20 protein-coding genes and 1 tRNA gene are annotated in these 21,564 nt (G+C 71.1%); 12 read left to right on the forward strand and 9 right to left on the reverse strand.

Going from position 1 to position 21,564, the window contains the following annotated elements; genetic code table 11:
• A partial coding sequence (locus LZ198_RS36575; RefSeq protein WP_253976774.1) for a CapA family protein occupies window positions 1–1,168 on the forward strand: 1,168 nt, incomplete at its 5' end.
• A gap of 8 nt (window positions 1,169–1,176) precedes the next feature.
• On the opposite strand, the gene LZ198_RS43060 is transcribed toward LZ198_RS36575, so the two are convergent.
• Window positions 1,177–1,299 (reverse strand): hypothetical protein, encoded by a 123-nt coding sequence (locus LZ198_RS43060; RefSeq protein ID WP_256560240.1) that lies wholly within the window; start codon window positions 1,297–1,299, stop codon window positions 1,177–1,179.
• Between the two features lie 165 nt (window positions 1,300–1,464).
• Between LZ198_RS43060 and prfA the strand changes: the two genes are divergently transcribed.
• The 4 genes from prfA (at window position 1,465) to LZ198_RS36595 (ending at window position 5,253) form a co-directional block, all read left to right on the forward strand.
• The gene (gene prfA / locus LZ198_RS36580; protein ID WP_253976775.1) at window positions 1,465–2,556 is read left to right on the forward strand and encodes a peptide chain release factor 1; all 1,092 of its coding nucleotides are present in this window, start codon (window positions 1,465–1,467) and stop codon (window positions 2,554–2,556) included.
• Entirely contained in the window at window positions 2,553–3,434 is an 882-nt protein-coding gene (gene prmC, locus LZ198_RS36585) for a peptide chain release factor N(5)-glutamine methyltransferase (RefSeq protein WP_253976776.1), read from the forward strand. Before prfA ends, prmC begins: the two co-directional genes overlap by 4 nt.
• A gap of 12 nt (window positions 3,435–3,446) precedes the next feature.
• Window positions 3,447–4,718 carry a UDP-N-acetylglucosamine 1-carboxyvinyltransferase gene (gene murA, locus LZ198_RS36590; RefSeq protein ID WP_253976777.1) on the forward strand — a complete coding sequence of 424 codons (1,272 nt, stop codon included), beginning with the start codon at window positions 3,447–3,449 and terminating at the stop codon, window positions 4,716–4,718.
• Window positions 4,719–4,863: 145 nt separating this feature from the next.
• Window positions 4,864–5,253, forward strand: a complete 390-nt coding sequence (locus tag LZ198_RS36595) for a zf-TFIIB domain-containing protein (RefSeq protein ID WP_234065168.1) — start codon at window positions 4,864–4,866, stop codon at window positions 5,251–5,253.
• A gap of 40 nt (window positions 5,254–5,293) precedes the next feature.
• Here the strand turns inward: LZ198_RS36595 and LZ198_RS36600 are convergent, their stop codons facing one another.
• Complete coding sequence (locus tag LZ198_RS36600) at window positions 5,294–6,133, reverse strand: discoidin domain-containing protein (RefSeq protein ID WP_253976778.1); 840 nt, start codon at window positions 6,131–6,133, stop codon at window positions 5,294–5,296.
• 200 nt (window positions 6,134–6,333) lie between these two features.
• Between LZ198_RS36600 and LZ198_RS36605 the strand changes: the two genes are divergently transcribed.
• Window positions 6,334–8,307, forward strand: coding sequence for an ABC transporter substrate-binding protein (locus tag LZ198_RS36605; protein WP_253976779.1), 1,974 nt, complete (start codon window positions 6,334–6,336; stop codon window positions 8,305–8,307).
• 48 nt (window positions 8,308–8,355) lie between these two features.
• Here LZ198_RS36605 and LZ198_RS36610 read toward each other — a convergent pair whose 3' ends face one another.
• The 3 genes from LZ198_RS36610 to LZ198_RS36620 form a co-directional block, all read right to left on the reverse strand.
• Window positions 8,356–9,393: a PA0069 family radical SAM protein gene (locus LZ198_RS36610; protein WP_253976780.1), complete on the reverse strand. Its 1,038-nt coding sequence runs from the start codon at window positions 9,391–9,393 to the stop codon at window positions 8,356–8,358.
• Between the two features lie 67 nt (window positions 9,394–9,460).
• On the reverse strand, window positions 9,461–10,888 hold the full coding sequence (locus LZ198_RS36615) for a sigma-54-dependent transcriptional regulator (protein ID WP_253976781.1): 1,428 nt from the start codon (window positions 10,886–10,888) through the stop codon (window positions 9,461–9,463).
• Window positions 10,885–12,393 carry a HAMP domain-containing sensor histidine kinase gene (locus LZ198_RS36620; protein WP_253976782.1) on the reverse strand — a complete coding sequence of 503 codons (1,509 nt, stop codon included), beginning with the start codon at window positions 12,391–12,393 and terminating at the stop codon, window positions 10,885–10,887. Before LZ198_RS36620 ends, LZ198_RS36615 begins: the two co-directional genes overlap by 4 nt.
• Before the next feature lie 237 nt (window positions 12,394–12,630).
• On the opposite strand from LZ198_RS36620, the gene LZ198_RS36625 reads away from it, so the two are divergent.
• From LZ198_RS36625 to LZ198_RS36635, 3 genes are all read left to right on the forward strand, one after another.
• On the forward strand, window positions 12,631–14,364 hold the full coding sequence (locus tag LZ198_RS36625; RefSeq protein WP_253976783.1) for a SulP family inorganic anion transporter: 1,734 nt from the start codon (window positions 12,631–12,633) through the stop codon (window positions 14,362–14,364).
• A 283-nt stretch (window positions 14,365–14,647) separates the two neighbouring features.
• Window positions 14,648–15,130 (forward strand): hypothetical protein, encoded by a 483-nt coding sequence (locus LZ198_RS36630; protein ID WP_253976784.1) that lies wholly within the window; start codon window positions 14,648–14,650, stop codon window positions 15,128–15,130.
• A gap of 251 nt (window positions 15,131–15,381) precedes the next feature.
• On the forward strand, window positions 15,382–15,930 hold the full coding sequence (locus LZ198_RS36635) for a biotin transporter BioY (RefSeq protein ID WP_253976785.1): 549 nt from the start codon (window positions 15,382–15,384) through the stop codon (window positions 15,928–15,930).
• Between the two features lie 45 nt (window positions 15,931–15,975).
• Here the strand turns inward: LZ198_RS36635 and LZ198_RS36640 are convergent.
• From LZ198_RS36640 to serC, 4 genes are all read right to left on the reverse strand, one after another.
• A tRNA-Gly gene (locus LZ198_RS36640) sits at window positions 15,976–16,048 on the reverse strand.
• Window positions 16,049–16,225: 177 nt separating this feature from the next.
• On the reverse strand, window positions 16,226–16,474 hold the full coding sequence (locus tag LZ198_RS36645; protein ID WP_253976786.1) for a GlsB/YeaQ/YmgE family stress response membrane protein: 249 nt from the start codon (window positions 16,472–16,474) through the stop codon (window positions 16,226–16,228).
• A gap of 183 nt (window positions 16,475–16,657) precedes the next feature.
• The gene (locus LZ198_RS36650; protein WP_253976787.1) at window positions 16,658–17,215 is read right to left on the reverse strand and encodes a chalcone isomerase family protein; all 558 of its coding nucleotides are present in this window, start codon (window positions 17,213–17,215) and stop codon (window positions 16,658–16,660) included.
• A 40-nt stretch (window positions 17,216–17,255) separates the two neighbouring features.
• Window positions 17,256–18,344 carry a 3-phosphoserine/phosphohydroxythreonine transaminase gene (serC, locus tag LZ198_RS36655; RefSeq protein ID WP_253976788.1) on the reverse strand — a complete coding sequence of 363 codons (1,089 nt, stop codon included), beginning with the start codon at window positions 18,342–18,344 and terminating at the stop codon, window positions 17,256–17,258.
• A 163-nt stretch (window positions 18,345–18,507) separates the two neighbouring features.
• On the opposite strand from serC, the gene LZ198_RS36660 reads away from it, so the two are divergent.
• Genes LZ198_RS36660 through LZ198_RS36670 form a run of 3 tightly spaced genes read left to right on the forward strand, consistent with a single transcriptional unit; the run spans window position 18,508 to window position 21,555 of the window.
• Window positions 18,508–19,083, forward strand: coding sequence for an RNA polymerase sigma factor (locus tag LZ198_RS36660; protein WP_253976789.1), 576 nt, complete (start codon window positions 18,508–18,510; stop codon window positions 19,081–19,083).
• Window positions 19,084–19,089: 6 nt separating this feature from the next.
• Window positions 19,090–19,902 carry a hypothetical protein gene (locus LZ198_RS36665; protein ID WP_253976790.1) on the forward strand — a complete coding sequence of 271 codons (813 nt, stop codon included), beginning with the start codon at window positions 19,090–19,092 and terminating at the stop codon, window positions 19,900–19,902.
• A gap of 12 nt (window positions 19,903–19,914) precedes the next feature.
• A complete protein-coding gene (locus tag LZ198_RS36670; protein WP_253976791.1) occupies window positions 19,915–21,555 on the forward strand; it encodes a caspase family protein in 1,641 nt (546 codons plus the stop codon).
• Window positions 21,556–21,564 lie beyond the last annotated feature (9 nt).

Below are 21,564 nucleotides of genomic sequence, written 5' to 3' on the forward strand. Positions count from 1 at the left end.
CCCGCCCCGCCCCCCGGTCGCGGAGGCGCCCGCCACGCCGCCCGCCCCGGCCCCCCGGGAGGCCCCCCCTGGGGACGCCCCGACCCCACCCACCCCGGCGCCGGCCGCGGGCCCGCCCGCCCCCCGGCCCGTCACCCTGGTGGTCGGGGGCGACGTGACGCTCGGCCACAACCACCAGAAGTACTTCGACGAACAGCTCGCCAAGGGGCGCCCGCGCGAGGAGCTGCTGGCCTACGGCTTCAAGGAGGTGCGCGCGCTGGGAGACGCCGCCGACCTCTTCGTCGTCAACCTGGAGTGCCCCTTCACCGAGGGCGGCGAGAAGCTGGCCAAGAACTTCAACTTCCGCGCGCGGCCGGAGCTGGTGGGCGCGCTCGTCGCCGGCGGCGTGGACGTGGTGAGCCTGGCCAACAACCACCTCATGGACTACGGCCCCCAGGGCCTGGTCGACACGCTCGTCACCCTGGAGGCCGCGCGCATCCCCTACTTCGGCGCGGGCCGCAACCTGGCGGAGGCCCGCCGCCCCGCCATCCTCACGGTGGGCGGCGTGCGCGTGGCGTTCCTGGGCTACTTCTTCCTGGGCGAGCGCAACATCGAGCCGCCGGAGGTGTACGCCACCGAGTCCACCCCGGGCGTGGCCGGCCACTTCTCCGACGTGGACGCGATGGAGCGCATGCTGCGCGAGGACGTCCTCGCGGCGAAGGCGCGCGCGGACGTGGTGCTGCCCTTCTTCCACTGGGGCCGCGAGGGGACGTACGTGCCGGAGCCCTACCAGGTCCGGCTGGCCCACGCGGCCATCGACGCGGGCGCCGCGGGCGTGCTGGGCAGCCACCCGCACGTGCTCCAGGCCATGGAGCTGTATCAGGGCGCGCCCGTCGTCTATTCGCTGGGCAACTTCGTGTTCGGGGGGAACTGGAACCCGCGCGACAAGCGCGGCGCCCTCTGGAAGGGCCGCTTCGCGCCGGGCGGCTACCTCTCCAGCGAGGTCCTGCCCCTGCGCACCGACCGCTTCCCGGAGCTCCCCTTCCAGCCCGTCCCCGTCAGCGGGGAGGCGGCCGAGGAGGTGCTGCGCCTGCTGGCCGACAGCTCCAAGACGATGGAGCGGATGCTCCCCGAGTTGGAGCCGTGGGCCCGGCCGTCCCCCTCCCCTGGAACCCAAGGGAGGGAGTAAAGCCGGCCTCAGTGCTTGTTGTTCGCCTGGCCCCGCTTGGCGCGCACGCGGCGACGCTTGAGCTGGGCCTTCCGGCCCTTGGCGCGGTTGGCGAGCTTCTTCTTGGAACGATTTCCCTTCTGGGCGGCCATGTGGAAGGACTCCGTGTGGTGAAGTGAGACCGACCGCCATCATGAAGCATGCGGCGGTGAGGGCGGCCCTTCTTTCACGGCTCCGCCCGAGCGGCCAAGGAATTTCTTGACTCCGTCCTCCCTTGCCAGCAGCCGGACAAAGGGGCAATACCCCCAGGTACGACGATGATTGACAAACTCGAAGACGTCGAGCGCCGGTTCGAGCGCCTCACCGCCGACCTGTCGAACCCCGACGTGCTCGCCGACTCGGCCCGACTCCAGAAGGTCTCCAAGGAGCGCGCCGGCCTGGAAAAGCTGGTGGAGACGTTCCGCACCTACCGTCAGGTGCTCGCCGACCTCAAGGAGGTCGAGGCGTGGCTGGACGGGGGCAGCGCGGACGAGAAGGTCTACGCCCGCGAGGCCCTGCCCGGACTGAAGGAGCAGCGCGACGCCCTGGAGGGCGAGCTCAAGCTGCTGCTGCTGCCGAAGGACCCCAACGACGAGAAGAACGTCATCCTGGAGATCCGCGCGGGCGCCGGCGGCGACGAGGCCGCGCTGTTCGCCGAGGAGGTCATGCAGATGTACCTCCGGTACGCGGACCGGCGGAGCTGGAAGGCGGACATCATCGACATGAGCCCGGGCAACGCGGGCGGCGTGAAGGACGCCACGGTGACGCTGTCGGGTGACGCCGTGTTCAGCAGCCTGAAGTACGAGTCCGGCGTGCACCGCGTGCAGCGCGTGCCGGCGACGGAGACGCAGGGCCGCATCCACACCTCCACCATCACCGTGGCCGTCATGCCGGAGGCGGAGGAGGTGGACGTGAAGATCAACGAGGCGGACATCGACCGCCAGGCCATGCGCTCCACGGGCTCCGGCGGCCAGAGCGTCAACACCACGGACTCCGCGGTGCGGCTGACGCACCGGCCCACGGGCATCGTGGTGAAGTGCCAGCAGGAGAAGAGCCAGTTGAAGAACTACAACATGGCCCTGCGCATGCTGCGCGCGAAGATCTACGAGATCGAACAGGAGCGCATCCGCTCCGAGCGCGACTCCACCCGCCGCTCGCAGGTGGGCACCGGCGACCGCAGCGAGAAGATCCGCACCTACAACTTCCCGCAGGACCGGCTGACGGACCACCGCATCGGCCTGACGGTCCACAACCTGCCGGCCATCATGATGGGCGACATCGAGGACGTCATCACCGCCTGCCGGACCTTCTACCAGGCCGAGGCCCTCAAGGCGCAGACGGGCGCCCCGAAGCCCTCGATGGAAGCATGAGCGGCGAGACCTGGACCATCCGCAGGGTCATCACCTGGACGACGCAGCACTTCGAGAAGCGCCAGGTGGACGCGCCCCGCCTCACGGCGGAGATCCTCCTGTCGCACGTCCTCAAGACGGGCCGGGTGAAGCTGTACGTGGACCTGGACCGGCCGCTCTCCAAGGAGGAGCTGGGCGCCTTCCGCGGCCTCATCGAGCGGCGCCAGGCGGGTGAACCCACGCAGTACCTGACCGGCGCGAAGGAGTTCTACAACCGCCCGTTCAAGGTCGACGCGCGCGTGCTCATCCCCCGGCCGGAGACGGAGCTCCTGGTGGAGGCGTGCCTGCGCGCGCTGCCCAAGGACGCGCCCGCGCGCGCGCTGGACGTGTGCACCGGCTCCGGCTGCATCGCCATCAGCCTGGCGGCCGAGCGGCCCCAGCTCTCCGTCACCGCCACGGACCTCTCCGAGGGCGCGTGCGCCCTGGCCCGGGAGAACGCGGAGGCCCTCCAGGTGGCGGACCGGGTGACGGTGCTCCAGGGCGACCTGTTCTCCCCCCTCCCCCCGGACGCCCTGTTCCAGGTGGTGGTCTCCAACCCGCCGTACATCGCGTCCGGGGAGATTCCCGGCCTGTCCGCGGAGGTGCGGCGCGAGCCCAGGCTGGCGCTGGACGGCGGCGCGGACGGCCTGGTCGCCCTGCGCCGGGTGGTGTCCGAGGCCCGGAAGTTCCTCGCCCCTGGCGGACTGCTTGCATTGGAGATGGGCGAGACACAGGGCCCCGCCGTCCTGGAGCTCCTGCGCGCGGCCGGTTACGAGGACGCGCGCGTGGAGAAGGACCTGGAGCGGCGCGAGCGCATGGCATTTGGGACACAGCCCGCGGCCAGCGGGACACAGGGTTGAGGCCGGAGAACCATGGACAAGATCGTCTTGAAGGGCGGCGTGGAGCTGCACGGTGAGGTGTCCGCGTCGGGCGCGAAGAACGCGGCGCTGCCCATCCTCGCCTCGGCGCTGCTGGCGGACGGCACCTCCACCTACCGCAACGTGCCCGACCTGGCGGACGTGGCCACCATGCTCAAGGTGCTGCGCACCATGGGCTGCGACGCGGAGCGGCTGACCGGCCGCAAGAAGGACGTCTGTGAGATCGGCGTCAACGGCCACGTCACCCCGGAGGCGCCGTACGACCTGGTGAAGACGATGCGCGCCAGCGTGCTGGTGCTCGGCCCGCTGGTCGCCCGCTTCGGCCGGGCACGCGTGTCCATGCCGGGCGGGTGCGCCATCGGCGCGCGGCCCATCGACCAGCACCTCAAGGGGCTCAAGGCGCTGGGCGCGGACATCCACCTGACGGAAGGCTACGTGGAAGCCCGCGCGAAGCAGCTCAAGGGCGGCACCGTCAACTTCGACGTCATCACCGTCACCGGCACGGAGAACGTGCTGATGGCGGCGGCGCTGGCCAAGGGCCGCACGGTGATGGAGAACTGCGCGCGCGAGCCGGAGGTGGAGGAGCTGGCGAAGGTGCTCAACAAGATGGGCGCGCGCATCGAGGGCGCGGGCACGTCCGTCATCACCATCGACGGCGTGGAGGGCCTCACGCCCGTGGAGCACGCCATCCTCCCGGACCGCATCGAGGCCGGCACCCTGCTGGTCGCCGCGGCCATCTCCGGCGGCAACGTGCTGGTCAAGCACGCGGTCCCCGAGCACCTGGACGCCGTGGTGGAGAAGCTGCGCGAGGCCGGCTGCACCATCACCGCGGAGAACGGGGGCCTGCGGTGCAAGGCCCCCCGCACCCTCCAGGCGGTGAACATCACCACCACGGAGCATCCGGGGTTCCCCACGGACATGCAGGCCCAGCTCATGGCCCTCATGTCTGTGAGCCAGGGGACATCCGTCATCAGCGAAAACATCTTCGAGAACCGCTTCATGCACGTGCCGGAGCTGCACCGGTTGGGAGCGGACATCACCATCCAGGGGCACACGGCGGTGGTGAAGGGCGTGAAGTCGCTCAGCGGCGCGCCCGTCATGGCGACGGACCTGCGGGCGAGCGCCTCCCTCATCCTGGCCGGGCTGCGCGCCGAGGGGCGCACGGACGTCAGCCGCGTCTATCACCTGGACCGCGGCTACGAGCGGCTGGAGCGGAAGCTCCGCGGCCTGGGCGCGGACATCCGTCGAGTGAAGGCGACAGCCTGAGGGACGACCACGGGGGCGGGCGGGCCCGGAAGGCGCGTTGCCAACAGAAGCGGCAACGTGGGTTGCATCCGAATTTTCGCGCGACCTATCATTCTCCGAACCACTGGGGACGCGTGTCCCCCCTTGCAGGAGAATGAACCGCCCCATGGATTGCCCCAGCTGCAACGTCGAGATGGCCGATCTCGAGGGGGATGACCAGACGTTGCGAAAGTGTGGAGAGTGCGGCGGGCTCTGGATCGACGTCGCGGACCTGAACCGGGTCCTCCTCCACAACAACCTCCCCGGGCTGGAGAGCCAGGGCGGCAAGGTGAACCAGGAGGCGTTGACCGGCCAGTGCCCCGAGTGCCAGGTCGACCTCATCCGCGTGGACGGGGGAGACCGTCAGCACCCGCTCCACTACGACACCTGTGAGTCCTGCGGTGGAATCTTCCTGGAATCGGAGTTCCAGGACGCGTCCGACGTGAAGGTCGCCGTCGAGGAGATCATCGAATTCTTCCGCCACTTCGGTGGCAAGAAGAAGGCGGCGGCGCTCTAGGCGGACAGCCGGGGCAGCGCCTGCCCCGGCCCTCGCTCGCTCAAGGCTGGTTGCGGAAGACCCGGCCCCAGCTCTCCGCGGGCGCGCCCTCCAGCTCCAGCGTGCCCCCCGTCCGAGCGCCGTCCCCCGAATCACCGCGCACCCACTTCACCGTGGCCTTCCCCTGCTTGGGGACGTCCAGGGTGAGTCGCGTGCCGGACAGGGTATAGGTCCCCGTCACGGTGGTGGGCTCGGCGCCCTCCAGGGGCTCGTGCGAGAAGAGGTACGTGCCATCCACGAAGATGGAGAGGAACCGGTCGGGCGCGCCCTCCATGCCCCCGAACCAGGTCCCCAGCACCGGCGCCAGGCGCGCGTCGTACTTCAGCCGCTGCGCCAGCCAGGTGCCGTTGAGCGCCTTGCCCCCCGAATAGAAGACGATGTCCGTGACGCAGACGGGGGCCGTCGCCTCCGCGCCGGGGAAGCGCTCGACCACCTCCAGGGTGAAGCGGTTGCCCGTGAGCGCGGGGCTGAGCGGGACGTTCTGGAGTCCGCGCTTGTCCTCCACCTTGAAGGAGCGGGCGGTGTCGAGGCTGGTGAGGATGAGCTTCCGGGCGCGCGCGTGGGCCTTGTACGCGGCCTTGTCCGTGGCGTCGCCCGTGTAGATGCGGACCTCGTCCACGGTGACGACGTCCTTGAAGCCGATGGTGACGGGGGCCGGGGTGTCCCCGGTGGCGCACCACGCAGTGGTGTCGCGGCCGTCGAGCAGGTTCAACGGCGCGTAGCGCTCGGGCTGGCGCTCCCGCTCCAGGTAGTCGGAGGCCTGGGCGTAGCCCGGCGGCGCGTTGGACGCGGCGGGGGCGGCGGACGCGAGCATGAGGAGGGCGAGGGGGAGGCGGCGCATGCGGCCCCATCTTGGATCGCCCCAGGCGCGGGGCTCCAGTCCCTGGCCGGGTGGACTCGCACCAGGGGAGCGCCAGGAGCCCCGGGCCCGGGGACTGGGACGCACGGGAGGGCCGGATGAAAGGCCCCCGGCGGATGTTGGGGTGCTTGACACTCGGACGCGGCGGGGAAGAGATGCGGCCGATGCCAAGGGAGACCGTGATGCGACGCTGGGGGTGGGTCTGTGTGCTGGCCGCGACGCTGGCAGCCTGCAAGGAGGACAAGCCGAGCACCGTGCAGGACGCGGGCCCGGTGGAGACGGGGCCCCAGGCCCTCACGGAGCAGGAGCCCAACGAGCGGCCCGACCAGGCGCTGGTCCTCACCCGGGACAGCATCGTGACGGCGGACCTGACGGCCCAGCCCAACAAGGCGGACGAGGACTGGTACAAGCTCGCCCCCGCCGCCCCGCGCATCGCCGACGTGAGCGTCACGGGACTGCCCGGGGGTGACATCACCCTGGAGGTCTACGACCAGGACCGCAACCGGCTGGCCTCCGTCAACAGCGAGGGCGACGGCAAGCCGGAGCGCTTCCCCAACCTGTACGTCGAGGGCGCGCGCTGGGTGCGCGTGGCCCCGGCGCGCAAGGGCGTGGGCGGGGCCTACACCCTCACCGTGGCGATGCGCGCGGCCAACGACGGCGAGGAGCACGAGCCCAATGACCGGGCGGTGGACGCGGTGTCGCTGCCGCTCGGCCAGACGGTGACGGCCTTCCTGGGCCATGCCGGCGACGAGGACTGGTACCGGGTGGAGCTGCCGGAGGCGGCCGCCCCCACGGGGACGCCCCCGCCCTCCCCCGAGCCGAGCGGCACGGGCGAGACGCCCCCCCCCGCCCAGGGCACCTCGCCCACGACCCCGGAGACCGGGGCCGCGCCCACCCAGCCGGGGGCGCCGGTCCCGCCCCCCGGCTCGGAGAGCGGCAATGCCCAGGGCACGCCCGAGGAGGGCGCCGCGCCGCTGGAGAACCCGGGCGCGTCTCCCACGGGCACCTTCGGTGGCGGTGAGCCGCCGCCAGGAGCGATTGGCGCGACGGCCGCCCTGCCCCAGGACGCGGGCGTGGCGCCGGCGCCGCCACCGGAGCCGCCTTCCGTGGCGCTGAAGATCGACCTGTCCGCGGTGGAGGGCGTGCGGCCCGAAATCTCCGTGCTGTCCGCCGCGGAGGCCCCGCTGTTCACCCTGCGCGGCAAGGAGGGCGAGGCGCTGTCGCTGCGCAACATCGGCGTGCGCGCCACCGACCGCGTCGTCTACGTGGTGGTGAAGGGCGGCTGGACGGGGACGGGCAAGGAGTCGCGGCGCACCTTCAACGCGACGACGCCCTACACGCTCACCGTGACGCAGGAGGAGGCCGGCGCCAACGCGGAGCTGGAGCCGAACGACGAGCTGTACAAGGCCACGCCGCTGACCGCGGGGAGCTTCCGCGAGGGCTTCATCTCGCCCAAGGGCGACGTGGACCACTTCGTGCTGCGCACGACGGAGCCGGTGCTGGCGAAGGTGGAGCTGTCGGGCGTCGAGCGGCTGGACCTGGTGCTGTCCATGGTGGAGCCGCCCCAGGGCGACGGCCAGCAGGAGACGGTGCTCCTGCGCGCCAACGACGGCGGGCTGAAGGAGCCCGAGCGGCTCAACAACGTGGCATGCAACGCAAGCTGCTGGTTCCGCGTGGAGGGCGCGTCGCGGAAGGTGGACGGCAAGTGGGTGAAGGACTTCGAGAACGCGGAGCAGCCCTACCGCATCTCCATCACCACGGTGCCGGACAACGGCGGCGAGGAGCGCGAGCCGAACAACACGGTGGAGCGCGCGCAGGAGCTGACGCCGGGCAAGGCGGTGCGCGGCACGGTGTACCCGGTGAAGGACACGGACTACTACCGGCTGGACCTGTCCGACCGGCCGGTGCGCACGCCGCTCAGGGCGACGCTGCTGGGCATCCTCAAGGTGGACGTGGGCCTGTACCTGCACCGCGTGCAGCCGGACGGGAAGCTGTCGCTGGTGCAGACCTCCGACCGCGCCAAGGGTGACCAGCCGGAGAGCATCCGCTACAGCGCGGAGCCCGGCGTCTACATCTTCGAGGTGCGCGACGCGAAGAACCGCGAGGCCAACTTCCAGGACTCGTACCAGCTCACCGTCGAGGAGGCGGGCGAATAGGCCCGAGGCGCCCGGAGACACGCGGGCGCCTCGCCGCGGGAACTCGCCTCAGAACAGGCTCAACTGGGGCGCGTCCACGGGCTTGCGCGGCGGACGCCGGAAGGTGTCCGCCGCCACCTCGGTGATGGAGGACGTGCGGATGCCCACCTTCCGCGCCGCCGTGTGGAAGAGCTGGTGCACCTGCTCCGCGTAGAGCCCCTCGCCGCGCATGCGGTGCTTGAAGCGTGAGTCGCTGAGCGCCCCACCCCGCGTCTCGCGAATCCGATGCAGCACCCGCTCCGCGCGCAGGGGCAGCTTCGCGCGCAGCCGCTCCTCGAAGACCTCCTTCACGGGCCCCGGCAGTCTCACGAGCGTGTGGTGCGCGCGCGTGGCGCCCGCTTCGCGCGCGGCGCTGAGCACCCGGTGGATGTCCTCGTCGTTGAGCCCGGGGATGATGGGAGCCACGGACACGGCCACGTCGAGGCCCGCGTCGGAGAGACGGCGGATGGCCAGCAGCCGGCGCTGGGGCGAGGCGGCATAGGGCTCCATGGCGCGCGCCAGCTCCACGTTGTGGAACGGCAGGCTGATGCTCACCCACAGGCGCGCCTCCCGTGACAAGCGCTGGAGCACGTCGATGTCGCGCTCGATGAGCACGCCCTTCGTGACGATGCCCACGGGGTTGCGGTACTCCGCGCACACCTCCAGGCACGCGCGCGTCAGCCGCATGGACGCCTCCAACGGCTGGTAGCAGTCGGTGACGCCGCTGAACACCACCGTCTCCCCCTTCCACGAGGGGCGCTCGAAGGTGTCCCGCAGCAGCTCCGCCGCGCGCGGCTTCACCACCAGCCGCGTCTCGAAGTCCGTCCCCGCGCCGAAGTCCAGGTACTCGTGCGTGGGCCGCGCGTAGCAGTACGCGCAGGCATGCAGACAGCCCCGGTACGGGTTGACGCTCCAACTGAAGCAGATGTCGGGGCTGTCGTTGCCGGAGACGATCTGCCGGCTGTGGTCCTCCCACACCTCCAGCTTCGAGGGGGGAATCTCGTCCAGGTACTCCATCTCGGTGCTCGCCCAGGGGTTGGGCGGATTGTCGATGGGCCGGGCCTTCACGCGCCCACGGTGGACCTGAAAACGCGTTCAGTCAAGCCCGGCGAGCAGGCAGACGCGCGGCGACGCCCTAGGCCCCGTTCGTCGTCCGCGGCGAGAGCCCGTGGCGGCGGAGGAGTTCGTAGAAGTCCGTCCGGTTGCGGCTCGCCATGCGCGCGGCAGCGGCCACGTTGCCCTTGGAGCGGCGGAGCACCTCGCACAGGTAGCGGCGCTCGAAGCGCTCCTTGGCCTCGCGCAGCGTGGGCATCTCGCCGCCAGCGTCCAGCAGGTCCTGCTCCTCCTCGCGCGTGGCGTCCGCCGCCGCGCGCGCGGGCGTCGGCGGCTCGAGCATGCGGGCCACGTGCTCGGAGCGGACGTCGTCCTCGGGCGCCAGCAGCACCAGCGCCTCCATGACGTTCACCAGCTCGCGCACGTTGCCCGGCCACGAGTGCGTCCTCAGCAGGTCCAGGGCGCCGGGGGCCAGCCGGGGCATGCGCATGCCGTTGCGCGCGGCGGCCTGCTCCAGGTGCCGCGTGGCGAGAATCGGGATGTCCTCCAGGCGCTCGCGCAGCGGCGGCATGACGATGGGCAGCACCGCGAGCCGGTAGTAGAGGTCCTCGCGGAAGCGCCGCTCCTCGACCTCCTCGCGCAGGTCCCGGTTGGTGGCCGCCACCACGCGCACGTCGGCCTCTTCCTCCACCGTGCTGCCCACCCGGGCGAAGCGCCGCTCCTGGAGCACGCGCAGCAGCTTCACCTGGACCCGGGGCGCGGCCTCGCCCACCTCGTCGAGGAACAACGTGCCGCCGCGCGCCGCGCCGAACAGGCCCTCGCGCGTCTGCGTGGCGCCGGTGAAGGCGCCCTTCACGTGACCGAACAGCTCGCTCTCCAGCAGCTCCGGCGGAAGCGCGCCGCAGTTGACGGCGATGAAGGGGCCGTTGGCGCGGCGGGACAGCGCGTGGACCTGCCGCGCCGCCAGCTCCTTGCCGGTGCCGGACTCGCCCAGGATGAGGACCGTGGCCTCGGAGGGAGCCACGCGGGCGATGCGATCACGCACCTCGGCGATGGCGGGGCTGGTGCCCAGCAGTCGTTCGGGCGTGGTGCCCGCGACGATGCGGCGCAGGTCCGCCAGCTCCCGCCGCAGGTCGCTGCGCTCCGTCGCGTGCAACAGCTTCTGGACCAGCTCGTGGTCCTGGAAGGGCTTGGTGAGGAAGCCATAAGCGCCGCGCTGCATCGCCTCGACGGCGGTCTCGATGGTGCCGTGCGCGGTGAGGATGACCACGGGGAGGTCCGGCACCCTCGCCCGCATTTGCGCCAGCACCTCCAGCCCGTCCACATCCTCCAGGCGGAGGTCGAGCACGACGGCGTCCACCGCCTCCGTCTCCAACAGCGCCAGGCCACGCGCCGCGGTGAGCGCGGTGGTGACCTTCATCCCACGCGCCTCCAGCCGCAGCGAGATGAGCTCACACAGCTCCGCGTCGTCGTCCACCACCAACACATGTCCACCGCGGGGGCGCGTCATCCGTCGTTCCTCTGCACCGTCGTATCCGTCGTCGTGGAGGCCGGGACACCCAGCCCCAGCGGCAACACCAGCGCGAACCTCGCGCCCGGGTTCGCGTTCTCCAGCAGCAGCACGTCCCCGCCGAGCGCTCGCATCATCCGCTGGGCCAGCGGCAACCCCAGGCCCAGCCCGTCCGCGTTGGCGGCGCCCACCGCGCGGGTGAAGAAGGGCTCGAAGACGCGCGGGCGCGCATCCTCGGGGACACCGGGCCCTTCGTCCCGCACCTCCACCCTCGCCCACGTCCCGGGCTCGCCCTCCGGGCCGTGGGCGGAGAGGGTCCGGGTGACGAAGACACGCTGCCCGGGAGCGGAGACGCGCACGGCGTTGGTCATCAGGCTCACCAGCGAACGCTCCACCAGGGCCGCGTCGATGGAGGCGGGGGGCGTCGTCCCCTCGGCCTGGAGCACGAGCAGCGCGCCCCGCTCCTCCGCCAGCTCGGAGACCTCCTCGACGGCGCGCGTGATGACGTCGTCCAGCCGACAGCCCTCGTCGCGCCGCACGGCCTTGCCCGCCTGAACCCGCGTCAGGTCCAGCAGCGCGGTGACGAGGCGGATCTCCCGCTCACACGCCACGCGCGCCAGCTCCACCACGCGCTGCTGCTGCGCCGTCAAGGGACCCGTGGTGCCATCCGCCAGTAAGCCGATGGCCGTGCGCAGCCGCGCCAGCGGGGTCCGCAGGTCGTGGGACGCGGACGCCACGAAGGCATCCTTGAGCTGGTCGAGCTCCGACAGCCGGCCTCGCATCCGGTCCAGGTCCGCCCACAGCGCGCGCACCTCGCTGGGCCCGGAGACGGCGGGCAGCGGCGCGAAGTTGCCGTCCCCCACCCGATGCGCCAGGGAGGACAACTGCCCCAACGGACGTGTCACGCCCTGGGCCACCCACCGCGCCACCACCCACGCGGCCACCACCGCCATCGCCCCCAACGTGAGCCCCACCGCGATGGCGGACGAGCCGATCTCCCGCGCCCGTTGCTCGCGCTGCCGGATGGCCGAGTGCAGCGCGAGCGTGGTGTTGATCCACGCGTCGGTGAGCTGCTCGGCCAGACGGAGGCGCTCGTTGCGCAGGACCGGATTCTGGAGCCGCTCGCAGGTATCACCCTCGAGGATGTGGCTTGCGTACGTTCGGAAACCCTCGGCCGCGCGCAACAGGAGCGGCTGCGTGGACATTCCGTAGCGCGTGATGAGCTCTTCCAAGGAAGCGAGCCGCTGCCTGAGCACGTCCGCGGCCGCGGGCACGTCTCCGGCGTTGTGCTCGCAAGCGAACAAGCCCTGCCGCGCGGCCACCTCCACGCTCCAAGCGGCCTGATGGACGGCCTCCTCGTTGATGACCCCACCGAGCTGCTCCTCACGCACCTCCGTGAGGAGGGAGGTCATGCGGACGATGGCCACCCCCGAGAAGGCGGCGGCGACCAACAGGACCGCGGTCATGAGGGCGTGGGAGATGAGCAGGCGGTGAGCGAGTCGCATGGGCGGGATGCTGGGCACACGTGCGGGGCGCGCCACTTCCGGGAAACACCTCTTCTATTGAGACCGTGGACGGCGCGCAGCAATTTCGAGCGAATGTTCCCCTCGTGAATCTTCGTGTCGGCTCCGACAGACAGGTGTCGGCCGATTCATGGCGGCGGAGCGTCGGGATTGGCCGACAGGTGAATCAGGCTTCAGTCGAGGAGCGCGGTCGGCACGGTCCATGAAATCGGCGCCGGCATGGTCGAGACACCCACGCTCAAGATGCCCCGGGGATGGACCCACCGTCCGAAGCAACTGTGGACGGAGTGGAAGCAGATGGTGTCCCCGAGAACGCTTCCAGGTGACGCGAGCGCCGCCTTGACGGTGGCGTGTGTCGCGCTCCCGTTGAACCTCGCACTGGCGGTCGCTTCCGGGTTGCCCCCCGAAGTGGGCCTCGTCAGCGGCGCGGTCGCTGGCGTCATCGCCGCGATGCTCGGAGGAGGCCGGCTCCAGGTGACGGGGCCGGAGGCCGCGCTCGTCCCCACCGTGTTGCTCATCGCCACGAAGCACGGCGTGGCCGGAGTGGTGGTGGCCACCCTGCTGTGCGGTGTGCTCCAGGTGGTGCTCGGGCTGTCTCGCGCGGGCCGGTTCGCGCAGTTCATGCCCGCCGAGGTGACACGGGGTTTCACCGCGGGAATCGGGCTGTTGCTGCTCGACGGACAGCTCCCGCGGCTGCTCGGCGCGGTGACGGAGGGCACGAGTTCGGCGCGCGCGCTGGTGCTCCCGTCGAGTGGGTCCGCCTGGTCCGTTCACGGGGCCTCCGTGGCGGTGGGCATCGTGGTCGTCGCCTGCATGCTCCTGCTCCCCAAGCTCCACCGGGCCATCCCCGCGGTGCTGGTGGGGCTGGTCGTGGCCACCACGGTGTCGGGCCTGGGAGTCCTGTCAGAGGGGCTTGTCCGCGTGGGCGCGCTGCCCACCGGCCTGCCCGTGCCCGTCGCGCCGTCACTCGCCGGACTGGATCTCCGGGCGCTCCTGCCGGACGTGCTGGCGTTGACCGTGTTGGCGTCACTCGGCTCGCTGCTCTCGGCGAGGGCGTTGGACCAGTTGCCGGGCCTCGCGGACCACCGGACGGACGGTGACCAGGAGCTGGTGGCCCAGGGATTCGCCAACGCAAGCTCGGCGATGTTCGGGGGAATGCCGGTGATGGGCGCCATCGTGCGCTCGTCCGTGTCCGTCCAGGCGGGTGGCCGCACGCGCGCCGCCTCCGTGCTGCACGCGGTGATGCTGCTGGGGGCATGCATCCTGGCGGGTTCGCTGGTCGCCCTGATTCCGATGGCCGCGCTCGCCGCCATCCTGGTCGTGGTCGGCACGCGGCTGCTGGACCTGCGCGGATTGCGCGCGCTGCTGGCCGAGGACGCGGGCAAGGCGACGGTGGCCGTCGCCACCGCGGTGCTCATCGCGGCGCTGGGCTTCCTCCCGGGCCTCGCCGCCGGCGTGGTGCTCGCGCTGACGCGAGGCTTCCTCTCGAGGCCCAGGGCCCACATCCGCAGCCTCTTCCTCCGCCTCGATGGGCGCCCGCTCTTCCGCAGCCTCGGCGCGGCGGGAGTGGACATGGACCCGCGACCGCCCGTGCAGCTCCTGAAGATCCGCGGCGACCTGGATGTCCGCTCCTGCGGCAACCTGAGCGCGACGCTCCAGGGCCCCCTCTGGCCGCGGCACCTGGTGCTGGACCTCTCGGGCGTGAAGTACATGGACGCCGCAGGGCTGCGCGCCATCCGCGAGCTGTCGGAGATCCTGACCGCCCGCGGTGGCCGGGTCCTCGTGGCGGGCGCGCGACGGGGTGTCGCGACCCTGCTGGAGGAGGCGAAGACGTGGGAGGGCGCGGGCCCCCACACGTTGATGGAATCGATGGAGGACGTCTTCGAGCACCTGAAGCGGGAGGGCACCCGGGTGTCCTCCGCGCAGGGAGCCCAGGTCCCACAGGAGACGTGAGCGCGCCCGCGTGGGCCCACATCGGAAACGGGTGTCGTCCAGGAGGCAACCGTTCACCACGCATGTGCGCCCCACCGCCGGACCGAAAGACAGGCGCAATGACTTTCAAGGCTGCTAGCGTGGGACGGCTTCACACACACAAGGGGGTCGTCACATCATGGAGTCATCCAGACGTGCTGTCTTTCTTTGTACCGCATGGGTCCTCTCCGCCTGTGGGGGTGAGGTTCCCTCGGATGGATGGGTCGAGGACCCCGGCACCCAGGAGTCCGCCCTGGTCACGGCGGTGTCTCGCGGGTGCGTCTTCCAGCTCGCCTCGGCGGTGCGAGCCGGCACGGTGCCACCCATCCACGACATCACCCTGTACCGGCTGGAGTCCGACACGTGCAAGTGGCCCGCCGCCGAGGTCTGGCTCGCCAGCTCCACCATCGCCACGCCCAGCCTGTCGCTGGTGGCGAACGACCTGGGCGTGGCCGCGGGCTACACGGTGAAGACCAACTACAGCGGGAGCTCGCCCACGACCGTGGGAATCAAGCACGTGGAGCCTGAGCTGATGACGGTGGCGCGGACCACGGGGCTCGCGGTGTACCTGGGGAAAGGCAACACCTCGCTGTCGTATCTCGCCATCGGCACGGATGGCACGACGCTGACGGCGGGTGGAACCAAGTCGGGGGTCATCGCCGGCGAGACGGGGAGCGGAAGCAACTTCGTGGCGACCTTCCCGGACTTCTTCACCAGCACCACGCCGGGAACCGTCGTCGCGTACTGAGCGCATTCGAGCGGACCCACGCGGACCATCGGGAGGGAGGCACGCCAGGGCCTCTCTCCCAGCCGTGAACGTTCCATCCGGCGACACCCTCGCGCCCTGGCCCGGCACGGACCACGGAGGTCGCCGGCGTTGCGCCGCCCGGCCCAAGCGTGTACCCCGTCCGCGCGCCGTGCCCCCGCGGTGCCCGAGTCCGGAGGCCCCGCCTGACCACCGCCATCGTCAACCGCTCCACCCCACTCGTGCTGGCCGACGTGGTCGCTCGCACCCGCGTCCACGACGCGGCGCTCGTCCTCGCGGGCGCGCTGCTCACCGCGCTGCTCGCGCAGGTCTCCCTCTCCGTCCCGGGGTCCCCCGTCCCCATCACCGGCCAGTCGCTGGGCGTCATCGTCACGGCCGCCGCGCTGGGTCCCAGACGAGGCACGGCCGCCCAGGTGCTGTACCTCCTGCTGGGCGCGGCGGGCCTGCCGTTCTATTCAGACGGGGCCAGCGGCGTCGGGCGGATCCTCGGAGCGACGGGCGGCTATCTGGTCGGCTTCATCCCAGCGGCCCTGTTCGTGGGCCTCGCGGCCCGCCGGGGCCTCGACCGGCGACCGTGGAGCGCTTTGCCGCTGTTCATCGTCGGCCAGTTGCTGGTGTTCGTCGTCGGCGTGCCCTGGCTCGCCATCGTGGCCCGGCTCGACCTCGCCAAGGCGCTCGGCGTCGGCCTCTGGCCCTTCCTGCCCGGCGGACTGCTCAAGGCCGCCATCGCGGGCACGCTGCTGCCCCTGGCGTGGCGACTCGTGGCGTCGCGCGAGGCCTGAAAACACGAAGGCCGGCAACCCGTGAAGGTTACCGGCCTTTTCGAGAGCGGCGGACGGGATTCGAACCCGCGACCCCGAGCTTGGGAAGCTCGTGCTCTACCAGCTGAGCTACCACCGCACCTGCTGCGCCAACGAGGGCCGATGTACCGCATGGCCCCCCGAGCGTCAAGGACGTTGCCGGCACCCGAAACCACCGGCGTGTCGTCCCCAGAACGCGCTCACCCGCCTCCGGACGCGCCGCCACCTCCCGGGCTGACAGCGCGTCGTCGAGCGCAGGCGTCCCGCCGGAGGAGCCCTATCTCCGGATGGCCTGGATGATGGAGATGAGGATGACCGCGCCCACCGTGGCCACCGCCAGCGAGTAGATGTTGAAGCCCGTCACGCCCCGGCCGCCCAGCAGGTTGAACAGCCAGCCGCCGATCATCGAACCGACGATGCCGGTGGCGATGTTCGCGAACATGCCCATCTTCGCGTTGGTGCCCTTGATGATGCTGGCCAGCCAGCCCGCGATTCCGCCCAGCACCAGCCACGCGCAGATTCCCATGACTTCCTCCTGACCGGCTGGTTGTCGCCTCGTGTCCCGCCGTCGCCGTACGGCCGGGCCCGTCGCGTACTACTACGTCCGACCCCCTGGCGTATTTCAAGCACCCCGGGGCGGACGCGAAAACGATGACGCCCCGTGTCCTCCGGGGAAGACACGGGGCGTCGGACTCCGACGTGGAACGGCTCAGTCCTTGCCGAGCAGGCCGTCCTTGAGGCCGCCATCCACCGGGTCCTTGCCGAGCCAGACCGAGAACAGGCCGTCGGCGAAGTCCTTGCCCTCGACGGAGAGGGTCTGGCCGCTCTTGCTGTGGACCTCGGTGCCCTTGCCCGGCACGTAGGTGAGGATGAGCTCATCACCCTTCTTCAGGTCGGGAATGGCCGCGTTGAACGAGTCGAGCTTGGGCTGGAGCGCCGCCATCTTCGCGCCGGCGTTCTTCTTGAAGCCTTCGGAGATGGCCTCGGTGATGGTCTTCTTGTCCAGGTCGCGCAGCATGTACATGCGCACGCGCTTGATCTGATCCGAGGAGATCAGCTCCGCCGCGTCCTTCGACGGGTTCTCCACGTACAGGCCCACGGTGTAGACCTTGATGACGAACTTCTTGCGCAGGCCTACCCCGTTGAGCTTCAGCGCCTTCCCATCGACGGTGGAGGTCTCCGGGTAGTTCACCCCCGCAACCTCCTTGGCGAGCGCGGGCGTGGCGAGCAGCAGACACAGCGCGACGGCGGACAGCGTGGCTTTCATGACTCCTCCAGACAGGTGGTTCTTCTGCCTTCGACGGAGACTACCCGTGGGTCTTCACGAAATGTTCCATGAAGGACGTCAACGCCTGGACGTTCTCCACCGTCACCGCGTTGTAGGTGGAAACCCGGATCCCACCCGAGGTGCGGTGCCCCTTGAGCCCCACCATGCCCTGCGTCCTGGCCTCGGCGACGAACGCCGCGTCGAGCGCCTCCGTGGGCAGGTGGAACACCACGTTCATCACTGAACGGGACGCGCGCTCCACCGGGGCCCGGTAGAAGCCGGCGTGCTGATCCAGGGCGCCGTAGAGCAGCGCCGCCTTCTGCCGGTTCCACGCCTCGATCTGCGCCAGGCCGCCCACCGACTTCATCCACGCCAGCACGTTGCGCACCAGGTAGATGGCCAGCGTGGGGGGCGTGTTGTAGAGCGAGTTGTTCTCCGCGTGGATGCCGTACCGGAAGACCTTCGGGATGTCCTTGCGACCCCGGGCGATGAAGTCCCGGGCGGCCACCACCACCGTCACGCCGGACGGCCCCAGGTTCTTCTGCGCGCCCGCGTACAGGAGGGCGATGCCGCCCACGTCCTGCTTGCGCCACAGGAAGTCGGAGCTCATGTCCACCACCAGCGGCACCGCGCCCACGTCCGGGAACGTGTGCCACTGGGTGCCGTAGATGGTGTTGTTGCTCGTCATGTGGACGTAGGCGGCCTTCGCGTCCAGTCGCAGCTCGTCCTGGTGCGGAACGCGCGTGTAGTGCTTGTCCGGCTGGACCGTCGTCACCGCGACACGCGGCGTGCCGTAGTACTTCGCCTCCTCGAAGGCCTTCTCGCTCCACACGCCCGTCATGAGGTAGTCCGCGCTCGTGCCGGGGGTGAGGAAGTTCATCGGAACCTGGGCGAACTGCTGCGACGCGCCGCCGGTGAGGAACAGGACCTGGTGGCTGGTGGGGATTCCCAACAGCTCCGTCAACAGGGCGATGGCCTCGTTGTGGACGGCCTCGTATTCCCGACCCCGGTGGCTGTGCTCCATCACGGACATGCCGCTGTGCTCGAAGTCGAGCAGCTCGTCCCGGGCCCGCTCCAGGGCCGGGAGCGGCAATCCAGCGGGGCCGGGATTGAAGTTGATGACGCGCATGGTCGAGGTCCTCGGGGAAATGGAACGACGTGGGCGCATTCTTCCCCCCGAAGCCCCCCCGGGAGCCAGTAGGAAGCGCCCCGACATGCCTGCTTCCCCGCGAAGTCGGGCAGCACTCCCGGTGCGCGTGGCCACCACGCCGGCTTGGGGGTCTGGAGGACAGGTGGGTGCAACGGAGGGATTGGCGGAGTGGGTGCGGAGGGCGGCGAGCGGGGAGACGTCCGCCTTCAGCGAGCTGTACCGTCGGTCTCGCCCCGGAGTGGTGAGGCTGGTGGCGGGGTTTGCCCAGTTGGACCCGGATGAGGTGGAGGACGTCGTCCAGGAGACCTTCGTCCGGGCCTTTCGCGCCCTGCCCCGCCTGAAGGAGGTCGGCGCATTCGAGTCGTGGCTGCTGGCCATCGCCCGGAACCGGGCGCGCACGCGACTGGAGCGCAAGGCGAGCCTGCGCCGGCTGGAAGAGGACATCGCGGACCCGGACCCCGAGCAGGTCCCACCCCTGCCCCCCTCGCTCCAACTGGAACGCGACATCGCGGTGGTGCGCGAGCTCATCGCCGCCCTGCCCGAGGGCGACGAGAAGCGGACCGTGCAACTCTTCTACGTCGAGGGGGAGCTGACGGCCCGGGAGATCGCCGAACAGCTCGGGGTGGGAAAGAGCGCGGTGACGATGCGACTCGAACGCTTTCGCGGCCGTATCAAGAAAGAGCTGCTCCGGCGCGTGCTTGCCGGTCGTTGGGAGTAAGTGGCCATGAGACACCTGGATGACGAGGCGCTGCGCGCCCTTGCCCATCGAGAGCCGGAGGCGGTGACGTACTTCCGCGAGCACCTGGCCACCGAGTGCGAGGCGTGTGAGTGTTTCCTCGCCACCCACGCCGGCCCCGACCTGCTCGACGGCCTCACGGACCAGCTCCTCCTGGGCCTGGCCCCGCCCCGCCCCGAGCCCGCGCTCGACGAGGTGGGCTTCGCGCGCATCCAGAAGGAGCTGCGCGCACACCGGCCCAGCGCCCGTCACTGGGGGTTCGTCGCGGGCGTGCTGGCCGCCTGCCTGCTCGCCGTGGTGGTGGTCCCCCGGTTGCGGCGCCCCGCGCCGGAGAGCGACACGGACACGACCCCGGCCCAGGGCATCAAGGGTGTCCAGGGGCGCATCGCGCTGGAGCTGGTGGCGGTGGTGGCGCGGGGCGCGGATGGCGCGTTGCGGCGGCTGGACCCCGGCAGCGGGGTGGCGCCGGGCGACGTGCTCCTCTTGCGCTACCACGCGACGGAGGCGGGCACGGCGCAGTTGCTCGAGCAGCGGGGCGACGAGGCGCCGTTCCTCCTGGGACAGTTCCCGCTCGAGGCGGGGACCCACGACCTGCGGGGGCCGCAGGGCCTGGCGGGTGTGAGCCTGGAGGACGAGGCGGGCCCGGTGACGCTGTGGCTGGTGGCGGCCCCGGGTGGGATGGACCCCTCCCTGGACCAGGTGCGGGCCGCGCTGGCACACCCCGACGAGCCGGGGGGTTCGAGCCCGCTGGCCATCTCCCGGTTCGACGTCCGAGTGCGGAGCGGCGAGAATCCCCCCTGAACCCGGGTGAACGTGAAGCGCCTCCTCCCCATCCTGCTGGCGGGCCTGACCGCATGTGCCGGGACGATGTCCCCGGACAAGGGCGGAGTGGTGCCGTTGCGCCTGGACGAGGAGGCGCTGTCCACGGCGTACACACCGCGGCGCATGGCGCTGCTGGTGGGTATCTCCGAGTTCGACGACCCCCAGTGGCGCGGCCTGCGCTACCCCGCCAAGGACGCGACGGACCTGGCCGCGGCCATGCTCGACCCGACGAAGGGCCGGTTCGACCAGGTGCGCGTCCTCACGAAGCCGGAGGAGACGACCCGGGCCGCCATCCTCGCGGCGCTCAAGCAACTGCGCGCGGAGGCCCACCGCCCCGACGACGTGGTCGTCGTCTACTTCTCCGCGCACGGCACCCTGGCGCGCGACGCGACGGGCGAGCTGCGCCGCTACCTGGTGACCCGCGACGCGTCCTACCGGGCCATCGCCCAGACGGCGTTGCCCATGGACATGCTGAAGGCGGAGTTCGACGCGCTGCCCAGCCGACGCAGGCTGCTGGTGCTCGCCTCCTGTCACAGCGGCAACGGCAAGTCGCTGCTGCCCAAGGAGCTGGAGAAGGAGCTGTCCGGCATCAAGTCCGGTTTCTACGCGCGGCCGCTCGAGGAGTCGTCGCGCGCGGCCATGGTGTTCGCCGCCTGTGACTGGGGCGAGACGGCCCGCGAGGACGAGGGCCTGCGCAACGACATCTACACGCACTTCCTGGTGGAGGGGCTGGGCGGGGGCGCGGACCGCAACGGGGACGGGGCCGTCACCGCCACGGAGGCGCACGACTACGCGCGGCGCCGCACGTTCGCCTTCACGGAGGGCAGGCAGCGGCCCTCCGCGGAGATTCTCGAGGTGGGCGCCGACCCCGTCATCCTGTCCGGCAGCATCGCCCGCACGGGCCGCCCGGAGCTGTTCTCCTACAACCCGCGCCTGGACGGCTTCACGCTGAAGGTCGACGGCGAGCCGCGCACGGAGCTGCCCGGGGGCGCGGCGGTGGTACCCGGCAAGCGCACCGTGGAGCTGACCAAGGGCGACGCGGTGCTGGTGCGGCGCGACGTGGAGGTGTCCGCGGGTGAGCGCCTGCCCCTGGAGCAACTGCTGGCGGAGGCGTTCCCTCGGCGGTCCCTGTCGCTGCTCGGTGGGTTCTTCACGTTCGCGGACGCGCGCAGCCGGGCGGAGCTCCTGCCCCTGGCGCCGGAGGCGGCCCTCTCCCTGCGACTGGAGGACCGGCCGCTGCGCGACTTCGGACTGCTGTTCGACGTGGGCTTCAGCAAGGGACGGCGCGAGCTGCGACTCCAGGCGGACGGCGATGTCCCCTTCCGATACACCACCCTGACGGCCGGGGTGGCCCTGCCCTACCTCTGGCGGTGGGAGCGGCTGACGCTGTTCGCCGGTCCACGTGTGGCCGGCCTGTACCTGGGGCGGTCCTTTGAAGGAGACAGCGACGTCGGAGGCCAGCGTTACTTCACGGTCAGCCCCGGCGTCGTGGCGGGCATGGTGCTGCGGGTGGGAGAGCGCTTGGAGCTGACGGCCCAGTCCCAGCTCATGCTCACCTACGTCGTGGTGGATGGCGAGGGACAGGCCGTGGGTTTCACCGGTGGCTGGGCCGGTGTGGGGTACCGCTTCTGATGCGCTCGA

Origin of the sequence: Myxococcus dinghuensis (genome assembly GCF_024198235.1) — a bacterium.
Taxonomy (GTDB): Bacteria; Myxococcota; Myxococcia; order Myxococcales; family Myxococcaceae; genus Myxococcus; species Myxococcus dinghuensis.

Bases quoted from the DNA above. Each gene is read 5' to 3' on its own strand.
- LZ198_RS36665 (WP_253976790.1), top strand. From the start codon at position 19,090: ATGAGACACCTGGATGACGAGGCGCTGCGCGCCCTTGCCCATCGAGAG.
- LZ198_RS36620 (WP_253976782.1), bottom strand. From the start codon at position 12,393: ATGCGACTCGCTCACCGCCTGCTCATCTCCCACGCCCTCATGACCGCG.
- LZ198_RS36605 (WP_253976779.1), top strand. From the start codon at position 6,334: ATGCGACGCTGGGGGTGGGTCTGTGTGCTGGCCGCGACGCTGGCAGCC.
- LZ198_RS43060 (WP_256560240.1), bottom strand. From the start codon at position 1,299: ATGGCCGCCCAGAAGGGAAATCGTTCCAAGAAGAAGCTCGCCAACCGC.
- prfA (WP_253976775.1), top strand. From the start codon at position 1,465: ATGATTGACAAACTCGAAGACGTCGAGCGCCGGTTCGAGCGCCTCACC.
- LZ198_RS36625 (WP_253976783.1), top strand. From the start codon at position 12,631: ATGGTCGAGACACCCACGCTCAAGATGCCCCGGGGATGGACCCACCGT.
- LZ198_RS36595 (WP_234065168.1), top strand. From the start codon at position 4,864: ATGGATTGCCCCAGCTGCAACGTCGAGATGGCCGATCTCGAGGGGGAT.
- serC (WP_253976788.1), bottom strand. From the start codon at position 18,344: ATGCGCGTCATCAACTTCAATCCCGGCCCCGCTGGATTGCCGCTCCCG.
- prmC (WP_253976776.1), top strand. From the start codon at position 2,553: ATGAGCGGCGAGACCTGGACCATCCGCAGGGTCATCACCTGGACGACG.
- LZ198_RS36650 (WP_253976787.1), bottom strand. From the start codon at position 17,215: ATGAAAGCCACGCTGTCCGCCGTCGCGCTGTGTCTGCTGCTCGCCACG.
- LZ198_RS36645 (WP_253976786.1), bottom strand. From the start codon at position 16,474: ATGGGAATCTGCGCGTGGCTGGTGCTGGGCGGAATCGCGGGCTGGCTG.
- LZ198_RS36615 (WP_253976781.1), bottom strand. From the start codon at position 10,888: ATGACGCGCCCCCGCGGTGGACATGTGTTGGTGGTGGACGACGACGCG.
- murA (WP_253976777.1), top strand. From the start codon at position 3,447: ATGGACAAGATCGTCTTGAAGGGCGGCGTGGAGCTGCACGGTGAGGTG.
- LZ198_RS36600 (WP_253976778.1), bottom strand. From the start codon at position 6,133: ATGCGCCGCCTCCCCCTCGCCCTCCTCATGCTCGCGTCCGCCGCCCCC.